This is a genomic window from Streptomyces sp. NPDC088746, assembly GCF_044751065.1.
In the GTDB taxonomy this organism is placed as follows: domain Bacteria; phylum Actinomycetota; class Actinomycetes; order Streptomycetales; family Streptomycetaceae; genus Streptomyces.
On the sequence record NZ_JBIVLA010000006.1, the window covers coordinates 188,591 to 202,427 of the forward strand.

Below are 13,837 nucleotides of genomic sequence, written 5' to 3' on the forward strand. Positions count from 1 at the left end.
GCGTCCCGGTCAGGCCGCGTCCCCTGCGGGCCGATCTGCGTCGAACTCCGTTGATCCGGGCGGACGTTGTCGTTCCGCGCCGTCGGGCGGGCCTGGATTCCGTACGTGTCATGAACCTTGTCAGTTGACGGCGGGCGCTCTATTGTCGCGGGCAGAAAGCGCTTTCCCCTCCTTGTTCCGCCCGGTGGAGATGCACGCCGCGACGGCCGTCGCGACGGGCACGCACGAGCCGCCACCGGTCGGGCGCAGGGTTCACGCACAACCGCCGACGAGGCTGCCCGGTGACCACCGGCGGTCCCGCCGGTCCGCCGTTGCGACCGCGGCGAAACCCAGCACGTGAAGACGAATGGGGACACGAACATGAGACGACCACTCGCACTGCGACTCAACGCCGCGCTGGCCACACTGGCCGTGGCGGCCGCGACCGGTGTGGTGATGTCGATGCCCGAGGCCTCAGCGGCGGTGGCCGGCGGTGCCACCGGCTACGCGACCCAGAACGGCGGGACCACCGGCGGAGCCGGCGGTGAGACGGTGCGCGCCACCACGGGGACCGCGATCCACGCGGCCCTGTGCGGCCGGGCCGGCAGCAGCACCCCGATCACCATCGAGGTCGAGGGCACGATCAACCACGGCAACACCACGAAGGTGTCGGGCGACAGCTGCAACACCGCCGCCGGTGTGATCGAGCTCAAGCAGATCAGCAACGTCACGATCGTCGGCGTCGGCAGCGGAGCCGTCTTCGACCAGCTGGGCATCCACATCCGTCAGTCCAGCAACATCATCATCCAGAACGTGACCGTCAAGAACGTCAAGAAGTCCGGCTCGCCCACGTCCAACGGCGGTGACGCCATCGGCATGGAGAGCGACGTCCGCAACGTATGGGTCGACCACACCACGCTCGAGGCGTCCGGCGGTGAGTCGGAGGGGTACGACGGCCTCTTCGACATGAAGGACAACACCCAGTACGTCACGCTGTCCTACAGCACCCTGCGCAACTCCGGCCGTGGCGGACTCGTCGGCTCCAGCGAGACCGAGCTGTCGAACGGCTACATCACGTACCACCACAACCTGTACGAGAACATCGACTCGCGCGCGCCCCTGCTGCGTGGCGGTATCGCTCACATCTACAACAACTACTACGTGAAGCTCAACGAGTCGGGCATCAACTCCCGGGCCGGCGCACGGGCCAAGGTGGACAACAACTACTTCAAGGACTCCAAGGACGTCCTGGGCACGTTCTACACCGACGCGGCCGGATACTGGCAGGTCAGCGGGAACACCTTCGACAACGTGACCTGGTCCGCCTCGGGCAGCGAGAACAACCCCGCAGGTCCCGACCCGAAGTCCAACACCACCGTCAGCATCCCCTACGCCTACACCCTGGACAACGCGAGCTGTGTCCCGGCGATCGTGGGCGCGACGGCCGGTGCGGGCAAGGGCCTGAAGGTGTCCGACGGCAGCTGCTCGCCGACGACGCCGACCCCCACGCCGACGCCGGATCCCACGGACCCGACGCCGGACCCGACGGAGCCCACGCCCGACCCCACCCAGCCCAGCGGCACCAACCTCAGCCTCGGGGCCGGAGCCGACGGCTCAAGCAAGGCCAGTGGGTCCAGCTACGGCAACGTGCGGGACGGTGACATGAGCACCTTCTGGTCGCCGGCCGGCTCGACCGGTTCCGTATCGGTCAAGTGGGGGACCGCCACCTCGGTCGCCAAGATCAATGTCCGCGAGGCGGCGGGCTCCACCGGCAGCATCGGATCCTGGAGGGTCGTCAACGGCGACACCGGTGCCGTCCTGACCTCCGGCAGCGGCGCGGGCGTCATCACGGTCCCGCAGACCTCGCTGAAGAAGATCACCTTCGAGATCACCGGCTCGACCGGTACCCCGAAGGTCGCCGAATTCGAGACGTACGCCGGATGACGTACGCCGGACAGCGGTGAGCGAACGGGGGCCGTCGGACGCGACGGCCCCCGTTCGCGTTGCGGTGCTCCCCCCCGGGGGGAACGCCGGAGATGGGCCCTGTGGTGGAATCGGCAGGCAGAGCCGACAGAGCCCCACCTGCCGACCCGATCCCGACTCACGGACAGGAAACCCACCATGACCAGCACAGACTCCGCCCCCTCGGCGTCCGCGCCGATCTGGTCCGCGAAGATCTTCGACGGCTCCTGGCGCACTGCGGGCGGCGGCACCATCGACGTGACGGCTCCCGCCACCGGCGAGGTCGTCGCGACCGTGGGCGCGGCCACCGCCGAGGACGTCGACACGTCGGTCGCTTCCGCGAGGACGGCGCAGCGTGCCTGGGCGAAGCTCGGCTACGCCGAGCGGGCCCAGGTCTTCATCAAGGCCTCCGCCCTGCTGGCCGCCGACCCCGGCCGCATCGTGCGGTGGCTCGTCCCCGAATCGGGCTCCGGGCAGGGCAAGGCGCAGTTCGAGGCCGGCCTCCTCGTCTCCGAGCTCAACGAGGCCGCCGCACTGACCTCCGAGCCCTACGGTGAGCTGCTGCGGAGCTCCAAGCCCCGCCTCTCCGCGGTGCGCCGGCTCCCGCTCGGGGTCGTGGGCGTCATCAGCCCGTTCAACTTCCCCGCCATCCTCGCCCTGCGCTCGGTGGCCCCGGCGCTGGCCGCGGGCAACGCGGTCGTCCTCAAGCCCGATCCCCGCACCCCGGTGTCCGGAGGCTTCGCGCTCGCCGAACTGCTGGCCGACGCCGGGCTGCCCGAAGGCCTGCTGCACGTCCTGCCGGGCGGCGCCGAGGTCGGTGAGGCCCTGGTCGCGCACCCGGACGTGCCGTGCATCTCCTTCACCGGCTCCACCCCGGCCGGCCGCGCGATCGGCACGGCGGCGGCCCCTCTGCTCAAGAAGGTCCACCTGGAGCTGGGCGGCAACAACGCCCTCCTGGTCCTCCCGGACGCCGATCTGGACGCGGCGGTCTCGGCCGGTGCCTGGGGCTCCTTCCTGCACCAGGGGCAGATCTGCATGACCACCGGGCGCCACCTGGTGCATGTCTCCCAAGCCGCCGAGTACGCCGCCAAGCTCGCCGAGAAGGCGAACGGAATCCCGGTCGGCGACCCGGTGGACCCGGCCAACGTGCTCGGCCCGGTCATCGACGAGCGGCAGCGCGACAGGATCCACTCGATCGTCACGCGCACCGTCGAGCAGGGCGCGGAGCTCGCGGCGGGCGGCACCTACGACGGCCTGTTCTACCGGCCCACCGTCCTGACCGGTGTTCCGGCGGACTCGCCGGCGTTCGCCGAGGAGGTGTTCGGCCCGGTCGCCCCCGTCGTCGCGTACGAGACCGTCGACGAGGCCGTCGACATCATCAACTCCTCCGAGTACGGGCTGTCCGTGTCGATCCTCACGGGCAACGCCTTCGCCGCGTGGGAACTCGCCGACCGGATCGAATCGGGCGCCGTGCACATCAACGACCAGACGGTGGACGACGAGGCGGTGGCCCCCTTCGGCGGCACCAAGGCGTCCGGGACGGGCGGCCGTTTCGGAGGCAGGGCGAGCCTGGACACCTTCTCCGACGTGCAGTGGATCACCGCTCAGGCGCAGATCGAGCGCTACCCGTTCTGACCGTCCGGCGCGCGGCCGTGAGCCAGGAACGCGGGGCGAGCGCCCCGCAGGAACGGCCCAGGACGGGCCTTCGCGCCCGTCGTCGATCCGGCCGTGCTGCGATCATGTGTCTCGAGCCCCTGGCCGGCTCGGCGTGCGTCCGAGCCGGCCGCCTGCCGCCCCGGGCGAAAGAGCGTGCCGGCCGACCCGCACCGTCCCGCCGCCCGGCTTCCCCTCCCGGAGTACCCCTTGAGCAGCGACACCGGCCACACCCTCGACGTGCAGGCGATCCGTGCGTGCTTCCCGGCGCTGAAGGCGGGCACCGCCCGCTTCGACGCGCCGGGCGGCACCCAGACGCCCCAGCAGGTCATCGACGCGATCGCCGGGGCCCTCACCCGCCCGCTGGCCAACCGCGGTGCGCTCACGGAGGGCGGACGCAACGCCGAGGCGATCGTGACCGGCGCGCGGCAGGCCCTGGCCGACCTGCTCGGCTCGGAGGCCGGGTCCGTGGTGTTCGGGCGCAGCGCCACCCAGCTCGTCTACGACCTGGCGCGCACCCTGGCCAAGGACTGGGGCCCGGGGGACGAGGTGGTGGTATCCCGGCTGGACCACGACTCGAACATACGGCCCTGGGTGCAGGCCGCCGAGGCCGTCGGGGCGACGGTCCGGTGGGCCGACTTCGACCCCGCGACGGGTGAGCTCGGCCCCGAGCACGTCGAGGCCGTGCTGTCCGGCCGCACCCGGCTCGTCGCCGTCACGGCCGCCTCCAACCTCATCGGCACCTGCCCCGACATCCCGGCCCTCGCCGCGCTGGTGCACGGGGCCGGCGCGCTCTTCCACGTCGACGCGGTGCACTACGCCTCGCACGCCACGGTCGACCTGGCCGCGCTCGGCGCGGACACCCTGGTCTGCTCGCCGTACAAATTCCTCGGACCGCACCTCGGCGTGCTCACCGGGCGGCGGGAGCTGCTCCACAGCCTGCGGCCGGACAAGCTGCTGCCCTCCAGCGACGCCGTCCCCGAGCGTTTCGAACTGGGCACGCTGCCCTACGAACTGCTGGCGGGCGCGACGGCGGCCGTGGACTTCCTCGCCGGGCTCGTCCCGGGAACGGGCAGCCGACGGGAGGACCTGGTCCGGGCGTACACCGCGCTCGCCTCGCACGAGGACCGGCTGCACGGCCGCATGGAGGAGGGCCTGGCGACGCTGGACGGCGTCACGGTGCACTCCCGCGCGGCACGGCGCACCCCGACCACGCTGTTCACGGTGGCGGGCAGGAGTCCGGAGGAGGTCTCCCGGCACCTGGCCGAGCGGGGTGTCGACGCACCGGCGGGCTCCTTCTACGCGTCGGAGGCGTCCCGCCGGCTCGGACTGGGCGAGGAGGGCGGCGTACGGGCCGGTCTCGCGCCCTACTCGTGCGACGAGGACGTCGACCGGCTGCTGAACGCGCTCGACGTGCCCCGCCGCTGACACGGCGGCAGGCCCCGCGTGAGGGGCGCTCCCGGAGAACCGCCGGTCAGCGCCAGTCGGGGGCGCCGGACGCGGGGGACAGGACACTCTCGATCTTCGTCCGGATCTCCCGCATGACCGCCACGACCCGGGCCTCGTGCTCCTCGCTGAGCCGCGCCACCGGCACCGAACAGCTGATGGCGTCGATGGCCGGAGAGTCGTACCGGAGGGCGAAGCCGAAGCCCGCGATGTCCGTCACTGTCTCCTCGCGGTCGATGGAGTAGCCGCGCTCGCGCACACCGGCGAGGTCGGCGACCAGCGTGGCGCGCTCGGTGTGCGTGTTCTCCGTACGGGCCGTCAGGGGGCCGTCGGGGAGCGGGAGCAGGTGGTCGGGGCGCTCGGCGAGCAGGGCCTTGCCGAGCGCGCCGGCATGGGCCGGGATCCGGCGGCCGACCCGGCTGATCGTGCGCGGGTACTCGTGGGACTCACGCGTCGCGAGATAGACGACGTTGGTGCCGTCGAGCCGGGCCAGATGGATCGTCTCGCCGAGCGCGTCCGAGGCCTCGTCCAGACAGGGGCGGGCCGCGCGCACATGCGGGTCGCTGTCCAGGTAGCTCGTCCCCGTGTGCAGGGCGCGGATACCGATCCCGTAGAGCGAGCCGGTGGTGTCGGTGCGCACCCAGCCGCAGTCGATGAGGGTCCGCAGCAGTTGGTACATGCTGCTGCGCGGTACGCCCAGTTCCTCGGCGAGTTCGTCCAGGCGGGCCGGCCGGTCGCCTCTGGCGGCGAGGAGTTCGAGCAGCGCGACGGTGCGGGACGCCGATTTCACCCCGCGCACCCCGTTGTTCTCCGGCATGTTCACATCCTAAATCCGCGTGGTCGCACCCATTGACCGCGTCGCGTTCACACGCCTAACCTCCGTTCTCATACGTGTACGTCATCTGCATACAGGGATGAGTGCACGGTCGCCCAGGCGTGCCCCACGCCGACGGCGCCGCGGAGGAGCCTCCGCAGGCCGGGGTTCCACAGCCCGACAGTCCGACAGTTCAAAGGGGAACTGACATGCCGCTCCTCGTGGTCGGGATCAGCGTTCTGGTGCTGCTGCTCCTGATGACCCGCATGAAGCTCAACGGCTTCGCCGCACTCCTGCTCGTGGCGGTCGGCGTGGCGCTGGTCCAGGGAATCCCGGCGGTCGAGATCCCGGACGTCCTCTCGGCCGGCATCGGGGACCAGATCGGCGACACCATGCTCACGATCGGCCTGGGTGCCATGGTCGGCCGGGTCATGGGTGACTCCGGAGCCGCCCAGCGGATCGCGGGCAAGCTGCTCGACGCCTTCGGGCCGCGCGGTGTCCAGGTGGCCATGGTGGTCACGTCCATGCTCATCGGCGTGACCATGTTCTACGAGGTCGCCTTCATCATCATCGTGCCCATCGCGTTCACGCTCGTCAGGGTCACCGGGGTGAACCTGCTCTGGGTGGGCCTGCCGATGTCGATCGCCCTGTCCACGATGCACAGCTTCCTGCCGCCGCACCCCGGTCCCACCGCCGTCGCGGCGACCTTCCACGCCTCCGTGGGCCACACCCTCTTCTACGGCCTCTTCATCGCCGTGCCGGCCGGTGCGCTCGTCGCGCTCGTGTGGCCGCGGCTGCCGTTCGTCCGGGCGATGAACCCCTCCATACCCAAGGGGCTGGTCAGTGAGCGCGAGTTCACCGACGAGGAGATGCCGGGCATGGGCTGGTCGCTCTTCGTGGCCCTCTTCCCGGTGGTGCTGATCGCCGGCGCGGCCGTCACCGACATGCTCACGTCCGGCGAGAGCGCCTTCCTGCACGGCGTCGCCTTCATCGGCTCGGCACCGGTCGCGCTGCTGCTGGCCCTCCTCCTGGCGGCCTGGGCGTTCGGACCGCGGATCGGCCGCAGCCTGGCCGACGTCAGCGCCTCCTGCGCCTCGGCGGCCCAGGCGATGGCGATGATCCTCCTGGTCATCGGCGCGGGCGGTGCCTTCAAGAACGTCCTCGTCGAAGGCGGGATATCCGACTACATCAAGGACGTCACCGAGCACTGGGCCGTCTCACCGATCATCCTGGCCTGGCTGATCGCCGCCATCCTCCGCATCGCGCTCGGCTCGGCGACGGTCGCCGTGGTCACCGCCTCCGGCGTGGTGCTGCCGCTCCTCGCGGGCAGTGGCGTCCACCCCGAGATGATGGTGCTCGCGGTCTCGTGCGGATCGATCGCCTTCTCCCATGTCAACGACCCCGGATTCTGGCTGTTCAAGGAGTACTTCAACCTCTCGGTCGTCCAGGCCATCAAGGTCCGTACCGGCTACACGACGGTGCTCGCGGTCCTGGGCCTCGGCGGCGTCCTGGCAGCCGAGTGGGCCCTCGACGTCATCGGCCTCTGAACGCCCCGCCCCCACCCCCTCCCGTACCCAAGGAAACGGACCAGCATGAACCAGCCGACCGTCACCCACTTCGCCGTCTATCCCGTCGCGGGCCGCGACTGCATGGAGCTGAACCTCTCCGGCGCCCACGGTCCCTTCTTCACCCGCAACATCGTCGTCCTCAAGGACTCCGAAGGCCGTACGGGTCTGGGGGAGGTGCCCGGGGGCGAGAAGATCACCCGGACACTGCGGGATTCCGAGTCGCTCGTCGTCGGCGCGAAGGTGGGCGACTACAAGCGCGTCCTGCGTGAGATCGGGAGCCGGTTCGCGGACCGCGACGCCGGCGGACGAGGCGCGCAGACCTTCGACCTGCGGACCACGGTGCACGCCGTCACGGCCGTCGAGTCGGCGCTGCTCGACCTGCTGGGCCAGCACCTCGACGTACCGGTCGCGGCGCTGCTGGGCGACGGCATGCAGAGGGACTCCGTACGGGTGCTGGGCTACCTCTTCTACGTCGGCGACCCGGACCGCACCGAGCTGGAGTACGTCCGCGAACCCGGCTCCGAGGTCGACTGGTACCGCATCCGGCACGAGGAGGCCCTCACTCCCGAGGCGGTCGTCCGCCAGGCCGAGGCCGCCTACGACCTGTACGGCTTCCGGGACTTCAAGCTCAAGGGCGGAGTCCTCGCCGGCGCGGAGGAGGTCCTGGCCGTACGCGCGCTCAAGGACCGCTTCCCCGAGGCGCGGATCACCCTGGACCCGAACGGTGCCTGGTCCCTCCGCGAGGCCGTCGAGCTGTGCGCCCCGCTGGTGGGCACGCTCGCCTACGCCGAGGACCCCTGCGGGGCGGAGGGCGGCTACTCGGGGCGCGAGATCCTCGCCGAGTTCCGTCGCGCCACGGGCCTCCCGACCGCGACCAACATGATCGCCACCGACTGGCGGCAGCTGACCCACGCCCTGGCCCTCCAGTCGGTGTCCATCCCACTGGCCGACCCGCACTTCTGGACCATGCAGGGCTCCGTGCGGGTGGCGCAGCTCTGCAACGCGATGGGCCTGACCTGGGGCTGCCACTCCAACAACCACTTCGACATCTCGCTCGCCATGATCACGCACTGCGGCGCCGCCGCCCCGGGCGAGTACAACGCCCTCGACACGCACTGGATCTGGCAGGAGGGGCTGGAGCGGCTCACCGTCGAACCGCCGCGCATCGCCGGCGGCGAGATCGCCGTGCCCGACGCCCCCGGCCTGGGGGTCGAACTCGACATGGACCGCCTCCTCACGGCCCACGAGCTCTACCGGAAGGAGGCGCTGGGGGCGCGGGACGACGCCGAGGCCATGCGGTACCTCGTACCCGGCTGGACCTTCGACGCCAAGCGGCCCTGCCTGGTGCGGTAGGGCACACCGGCCGGTCAGGACGCGCGTGCCGCCGTCGCCATGAGCTCCGCCGTCCACCTGCGCACGGCCTCGGTGAGTTCAGGTGTGACGAACGCCAGGAGGGTGTCGTCCACGGTCCCGTCCGGCCCGACGACCAGGCCGGTCCGCCCTTCCAGGGCAGGATCGGTGGCGGCGGCCAGGGGGCTCCTCGCGGCCGAGGTGACCGGAGCCGAGACGCCCTTCCGGATCTGCTCCCAGTGAGGACGCAGCGCCGGCGGCAGGATGTCGATGGTCATGAGCGCGGCGTTGTCGGTGGCGGCTGCCCCGGGGTCGGCCGCGAGCACCGAGACGCCTCTGGATTCCAGACGCCCGGCCAGCTCCACGGAGTGGGCGAGATGGGCCAGCTTGGCCCGCCCCGTGGCGGCCAGGCCGTAGTGGGGGCCCGCTGGTTCGGCGTCGTCGAACACGGTCTCGGCCGCGGCGATCGCGCTCGACGTGACGTTCACGATGCGGCTCGGGGCCGCGGCGGCGAGCGCGTCGAGAAGCGTCTCGGTGAGGACGTAGGGCGAAAGGTGGTTCAGGGCGATGCTCGCCTCGATGCCCTCGGGGCTCTCCCACCGTTCGGTCCACATGCCGCCCACGTTGTTCACCAGGAGGTCCAGGGCGCCCTCACCGGCGAGGCGCTCCCCCAGCCGCCGGGTCGCGGCGAGCGACGACAGATCCGCGCGGACGAAACGTCCCGCGCCGCGCCCGGCGGCCTCGTCGACACGGGCCACCGCCGCCTCTCCCCGGGCCGGGTCGCGGGCGACGAGGGTGACGTCCCATCCTCGCCGTGCCAGCCCGACGGCCGTCTCCAGGCCTATGCCACCGGTGCCGGCCGTCACCACTGCCTTCGGGGTGTGCTCGGTCATTGCGTGCTCCCGTTCGCCGCGTCGTCCGTGGGCGGGTGAACCCCGTCCGTGCCTCCAGCAGACAGGCCAAGCGCCGATCATGGAAGTTCCGGTCCGGCATGGCCCGATGCCGCCGCGGCATGGCCACAGGTGGGAGGATGGGCGCATGGGTGATGTGGAGATCCGGCAGGTCCACTACTTCATCGCTGTGGCCGAGGAGGGCAACTTCACCCGCGCCGCACAGAGGCTGTCGATGACACAGCCCGCACTCTCCCGGGCGATCCTGGCCCTGGAGAGGACCATGGGCACCACCCTGCTGCTGCGTACCCCGAAGGGCGTCACACCCACCGCCGCCGGTCACGCGATGCTCGAAGAGGGCAGGTCACTGCTTGCCCAGGCGGGGAACGTCACCTCGCGGGTACGCCGGGCGGCCGAGCGGCGGACCTCGGTGACGGTGACCGGGCCCGGCTGTGACGCCGCTCTGCTGGACGGCATGATCCGGGCGTACAACGAGACCGGCCCGCGGGACCCGGCCCGGATGACCGTCGGCACGATCGACGACCAGCTCGACCGGCTGCGGTCGGGACAGGCGGACATCGCGCTCCTGCGTGCCTCCCTGCCCGGACACGGACTGGACAGCGTGGTGCTCCGCCACGAGAGCGTCGGCGTGCTGCTGGGGACCCGGCACCGGCTGGCGGACCGGGAGACCCTGACGGTCGCCGACCTCGCGGGCGAACCCCTGCTCGGCTGGCTGGGCCCGGGTGCCCAGCTCGACGACCCGGCCCTCTGGCCGGACGGACCGCCGGGCACGCCGGGGCCCCAGGTGAGCGACGGCCTGCAGATGCTGGCGGTGGTCCGGCTCGGCCAGGCCGTCGCGCTCGCGGCCCCGCCGGCGGACGGCACCGGTGCGCCCGAGGGCACCGTCGGGCTCCTCCTGGAGGACGGGCCGTCCGTGCCCCTGCGGCTGGTCTGGCCGCGGGAGCGTACGACGCCGGCCGTCCGACGCTTCGTCAGGCACGCCGTCGCATCGGCCGGATCGTCCGCACGCTCCACCGGCCCTCGAAGCGGGTCAGGTGGACCGGGTGGTCGAAGCACTTGCTGATCTGATCGCTGGTCAGCACCTCGTCGGCGGGGCCTGACGCCAGGCACCGCCCGTCACGCAGCAGCATCACATGCGTCGTGCCGGGAGGGAGCTCCTCCAGGTGGTGCGTGACCAGGACCGACGCGAGCTCCGGTGAGCTCTGCTGAAGGGTGTCGATCCGCTCGATCAGCTGCTCACGCCCCGCGACGTCCAGCCCCGTCGCCGGTTCGTCCAGGAGCAGCAGCCGCGGCCGCGGCATGAGCGCCCGCGCGATCAGGGCGCGTCCCCGCTCGCCCTGGGACAGGGTCGGCCACCTCGCCTCGCGCCGTCCGGCGAGGCCGAGCAGACCGGTGAGGCTGTCGGCCAGGGCCAGCTGCTCCGCCGTCGGCCGGCGACGGGGCACCGGCTCGATGCTGTTGGTCAGGCCCGTCAGGACGACGTCCCTGACCTTCAGCGGCGAGCGCGGCGCGTGACGAGGGTCGACATGGCCGACGTACGTGCGCAACGTGCGCAGGTCGACGCGCCCCAGCTCGTGTCCCAGGACCTCGACCGTGCCCCGGGTGGGGTGTGCGAGCGCACCGAGGAGGCTGAGGAGCGTGCTCTTGCCGGCGCCGTTGGCACCGAGCAGGGCCCAGTGCTCGCCGGCGCGCACGGTCAGCGACACCTCGCTCAGGATGTGGTTCCCGTCGCGGACGAGGTCCACGTCGTGGACACGGAGGACGGGGGTGGTGTCGGTCATCGGGTCTGTGCTCCGGTGCGGTTGACGGCGGCTCGGCCATGAGACGACCGGCACAGCCCGACCCCCGCTGCGGGGGGCCGGTCGGTCGCGTCAGGCCCCGCAGCGGCGGACGAGGAGAAGGAGCTCGTTCGGCGGCATGCCGGGTACAGTAGCCGGAACAAACTCCTCAGACAACCTGAGGTGTACGCCGGAAAGTTGACCTCACATGCCGCTGGGACCCCTGAGACCCTCGCCCCTGGTCGAGCAGGCGACCGAGCATCTGCGCGAGCAGATCAGCACGGGCGCCTGGCCGGTGGGGACGAAACTCCCTGGGGAGACGAGCCTGGCCGCCTCCCTGGGCGTCGGGCGTTCCACGGTCCGCGAGGCGCTCCGCGCACTCGCGGGGGCGGGGCTGGTGCAGGCGAGACAGGGGGCCGGTGTCTTCGTCATCGCGGCCGAGCCCGAGGAGGACTGGGCCACGCGGCTTCGGCGCGCGGCCGTCACCGACGTCTACGAGGTCCGGATCGGCATCGAGGTCGAGGCCGCGCGGCTGGCCGGACGGCGCCGGACGGACGACGACGTCGCCGCCCTCGCCGCCGCCCTGGCCGGACGCCGCGCCGCCGCCGGATCGGGCGACGCCGCGTTCGTCGACGCGGACATCGCCCTGCACGCGGCCGTGGTCGCGGCGGCACACAACCCCGTACTCTCGGCGCTGTTCACCGAATTCGTCCCCACGCTGCGCAAGGGGCTGATCGACATGCTCGCCCTGCTCGGACTGCGCTCCGGGGACCCTAACCACGGCGACGAGAGCCACGCCTCGCTGGTGGACGCCGTCGCACGGGGGGACGGAGACGCGGCCGGCCGCACGCTCCGCGAGGAGCTGGAACAGACGCTGGCCCGGCTCACGTCGCTGTAGCGGGACTCGCCGTCGGCCGAGAGGGAGGGGGCAGGGTGAGCACGCCGAGAATCCGCGTCGCCGCGTATGTGATCCGTCGCCGCGAGGCTGCGGAGCTCCTGGTGTTCGACCACGTCGGCATGGCTGACGCCGGAACCCAGGTTCCCGCAGGGGGAGTCGAGCCGGGCGAGGAGCTGTCCCATGCCGTCCTGCGGGAGGTCGCCGAGGAGACCGGGCTGTTGACCGCCGGGGTGGTCCGGCCGATGGCCGTCGACGAGAGGCCGCACCCGCAGACGCGGCAGCCGCGCCGGACCACGTTCTTCCTGCTGCGGGCACCGCAGGACGCGCCCGACGCATGGGTCCACCAGGTGCGGGGTGACGGCGTGGACTCAGGGCTCACCTTCGCCTGCCGGTTCGAGCCGCTACCGCTGCGGTGGCCCCTGGCCGACGGGCAGGACGCGTGGCTGGGGAACCTGGAGCTTTGAGGGGGGCAGGGAAACCGCACCCGCGGCCGCCGCACGTCAGTGGCCGTGGCCCCCTTCCTCGTGCCCGTCCGAAGGCGTCGCCGGACGGGGGGTGTCCGCCCCCGCCCCGGACGGGACGGTGAAGGCCGCCGTCCGGACCGTGCCGTCGTGCTTGAAGTCCAGGAACAGGCGGTAGGTGGCGGAGCTGGGCGCCGTCGCGGTGAACGAGACCTCCGGTCCGGCTTCCGTGGAACCGTCGCCGGGCTGCCCGTCGGGGTGCACGTGGAGATAGGCGAGGTCACCGGCGCGCAGGGCGACGAGATGCCCGTACGCACCGAGATAGGGCTGCAGATCGGTGACGGGCCGGCCGTCCTTCCGCACCGTGAAGGTGAGCTGTTCCGGCACGTCGGGGCGCAGGGTGCCGTTCAGGGAGACCGTGTACCCGTCGACCTCGGCCGTCAGGGCGGGCTTCGGGAGCTCCGCCGCCTTGTACGGCCCGGACACGGCCAGATCCGCGCCCAGGGTCAGGTCCGCGGCGTTCCTGCCGGCGGGCGTGAAATCCGCGAAGACCCGGTAGTCGCCGGCCTCGGGCAGCTCCACGGGGGTGCTCCACGTGCCGTCGGCCGCCCGCGTGGGGTGCAGGTGGCGGTAGGTCGCCAGATCGCGGGAGGCGAGGATCAGGTGCATCTCCTTGTCGTGCTCACGCTGGAAGTCGGTGACCGGCCTGCCTGACCGGTCGAGAACGGCGAAGCGCAGCTCGCTCCGGCGGTCCGCCTGCACACGTGGGGTCCTGAGGTCGAGCGTGTAGCCGCCCTCGGAGATCTGGAGACCCCCGGCCGGAGGGCCGGTGCGGCTGCCCTCGGAGTGCGGCGCCGCACTTTCCGTGTGGCTGGAGGGCTCGGTGGTGCCGGCCTCCGGATCCGTGACGGTTCCGATGCCGTACGCGGCGCCGAATGACGCGGCCAGAGCGGCGGTGAACGCGGTGATCTTCGCGGCGGGATTCATGACTGCTCCTGTTGCCTTCTGCGTGGAGGG

12 protein-coding genes are annotated in these 13,837 nt (G+C 71.9%); 8 read left to right on the forward strand and 4 right to left on the reverse strand.

Annotated elements, in window-relative coordinates:
• The first annotated feature begins 360 nt into the window (after positions 1-360).
• The 3 genes from ACIP63_RS25970 (at position 361) to ACIP63_RS25980 (ending at position 5,022) form a co-directional block, all read left to right on the forward strand.
• The gene (locus ACIP63_RS25970) at positions 361-1,923 is read left to right on the forward strand and encodes a polysaccharide lyase family 1 protein (protein ID WP_401519978.1); all 1,563 of its coding nucleotides are present in this window, start codon (positions 361-363) and stop codon (positions 1,921-1,923) included.
• Between the two features lie 177 nt (positions 1,924-2,100).
• Positions 2,101-3,576 (forward strand): benzaldehyde dehydrogenase, encoded by a 1,476-nt coding sequence (locus ACIP63_RS25975; protein ID WP_401519981.1) that lies wholly within the window; start codon positions 2,101-2,103, stop codon positions 3,574-3,576.
• A gap of 228 nt (positions 3,577-3,804) precedes the next feature.
• Positions 3,805-5,022: a cysteine desulfurase-like protein gene (locus ACIP63_RS25980; RefSeq protein WP_401519983.1), complete on the forward strand. Its 1,218-nt coding sequence runs from the start codon at positions 3,805-3,807 to the stop codon at positions 5,020-5,022.
• A 46-nt stretch (positions 5,023-5,068) separates the two neighbouring features.
• On the opposite strand, the gene ACIP63_RS25985 is transcribed toward ACIP63_RS25980, so the two are convergent.
• On the reverse strand, positions 5,069-5,857 hold the full coding sequence (locus tag ACIP63_RS25985; RefSeq protein WP_401519986.1) for an IclR family transcriptional regulator: 789 nt from the start codon (positions 5,855-5,857) through the stop codon (positions 5,069-5,071).
• Between the two features lie 206 nt (positions 5,858-6,063).
• Between ACIP63_RS25985 and ACIP63_RS25990 the strand changes: the two genes are divergently transcribed.
• On the forward strand, positions 6,064-7,401 hold the full coding sequence (locus ACIP63_RS25990; RefSeq protein WP_401519988.1) for a gluconate:H+ symporter: 1,338 nt from the start codon (positions 6,064-6,066) through the stop codon (positions 7,399-7,401).
• Between the two features lie 45 nt (positions 7,402-7,446).
• Complete coding sequence (locus ACIP63_RS25995) at positions 7,447-8,775, forward strand: enolase C-terminal domain-like protein (protein ID WP_401519990.1); 1,329 nt, start codon at positions 7,447-7,449, stop codon at positions 8,773-8,775.
• 14 nt (positions 8,776-8,789) lie between these two features.
• Here the strand turns inward: ACIP63_RS25995 and ACIP63_RS26000 are convergent, their stop codons facing one another.
• Complete coding sequence (locus ACIP63_RS26000; RefSeq protein WP_401519993.1) at positions 8,790-9,665, reverse strand: SDR family NAD(P)-dependent oxidoreductase; 876 nt, start codon at positions 9,663-9,665, stop codon at positions 8,790-8,792.
• A 145-nt stretch (positions 9,666-9,810) separates the two neighbouring features.
• Between ACIP63_RS26000 and ACIP63_RS26005 the strand changes: the two genes are divergently transcribed.
• Positions 9,811-10,746, forward strand: coding sequence for a LysR family transcriptional regulator (locus tag ACIP63_RS26005; protein WP_401519995.1), 936 nt, complete (start codon positions 9,811-9,813; stop codon positions 10,744-10,746).
• Here ACIP63_RS26005 and ACIP63_RS26010 read toward each other — a convergent pair.
• Complete coding sequence (locus tag ACIP63_RS26010; RefSeq protein ID WP_401519997.1) at positions 10,655-11,464, reverse strand: ABC transporter ATP-binding protein; 810 nt, start codon at positions 11,462-11,464, stop codon at positions 10,655-10,657. The genes ACIP63_RS26005 and ACIP63_RS26010 overlap by 92 nt on opposite strands.
• Positions 11,465-11,669: 205 nt before the next feature.
• Between ACIP63_RS26010 and ACIP63_RS26015 the strand changes: the two genes are divergently transcribed.
• Both ACIP63_RS26015 and ACIP63_RS26020 read left to right on the forward strand, forming a co-directional pair.
• Positions 11,670-12,359 carry a FadR/GntR family transcriptional regulator gene (locus tag ACIP63_RS26015; RefSeq protein ID WP_401520000.1) on the forward strand — a complete coding sequence of 230 codons (690 nt, stop codon included), beginning with the start codon at positions 11,670-11,672 and terminating at the stop codon, positions 12,357-12,359.
• Between the two features lie 35 nt (positions 12,360-12,394).
• On the forward strand, positions 12,395-12,823 hold the full coding sequence (locus ACIP63_RS26020) for an NUDIX domain-containing protein (RefSeq protein ID WP_401520002.1): 429 nt from the start codon (positions 12,395-12,397) through the stop codon (positions 12,821-12,823).
• Positions 12,824-12,859: 36 nt separating this feature from the next.
• On the opposite strand, the gene ACIP63_RS26025 is transcribed toward ACIP63_RS26020, so the two are convergent.
• A complete protein-coding gene (locus ACIP63_RS26025; RefSeq protein WP_401520004.1) occupies positions 12,860-13,807 on the reverse strand; it encodes a hypothetical protein in 948 nt (315 codons plus the stop codon).
• Positions 13,808-13,837: the final 30 nt, after the last annotated feature.

Bases quoted from the DNA above. Each gene is read 5' to 3' on its own strand.
- ACIP63_RS26015 (WP_401520000.1), top strand. From the start codon at position 11,670: ATGCCGCTGGGACCCCTGAGACCCTCGCCCCTGGTCGAGCAGGCGACC.
- ACIP63_RS25975 (WP_401519981.1), top strand. From the start codon at position 2,101: ATGACCAGCACAGACTCCGCCCCCTCGGCGTCCGCGCCGATCTGGTCC.
- ACIP63_RS26000 (WP_401519993.1), bottom strand. From the start codon at position 9,665: ATGACCGAGCACACCCCGAAGGCAGTGGTGACGGCCGGCACCGGTGGC.
- ACIP63_RS25985 (WP_401519986.1), bottom strand. From the start codon at position 5,857: ATGCCGGAGAACAACGGGGTGCGCGGGGTGAAATCGGCGTCCCGCACC.
- ACIP63_RS26010 (WP_401519997.1), bottom strand. From the start codon at position 11,464: ATGACCGACACCACCCCCGTCCTCCGTGTCCACGACGTGGACCTCGTC.
- ACIP63_RS25990 (WP_401519988.1), top strand. From the start codon at position 6,064: ATGCCGCTCCTCGTGGTCGGGATCAGCGTTCTGGTGCTGCTGCTCCTG.
- ACIP63_RS25970 (WP_401519978.1), top strand. From the start codon at position 361: ATGAGACGACCACTCGCACTGCGACTCAACGCCGCGCTGGCCACACTG.
- ACIP63_RS26025 (WP_401520004.1), bottom strand. From the start codon at position 13,807: ATGAATCCCGCCGCGAAGATCACCGCGTTCACCGCCGCTCTGGCCGCG.
- ACIP63_RS26005 (WP_401519995.1), top strand. From the start codon at position 9,811: ATGGGTGATGTGGAGATCCGGCAGGTCCACTACTTCATCGCTGTGGCC.
- ACIP63_RS25995 (WP_401519990.1), top strand. From the start codon at position 7,447: ATGAACCAGCCGACCGTCACCCACTTCGCCGTCTATCCCGTCGCGGGC.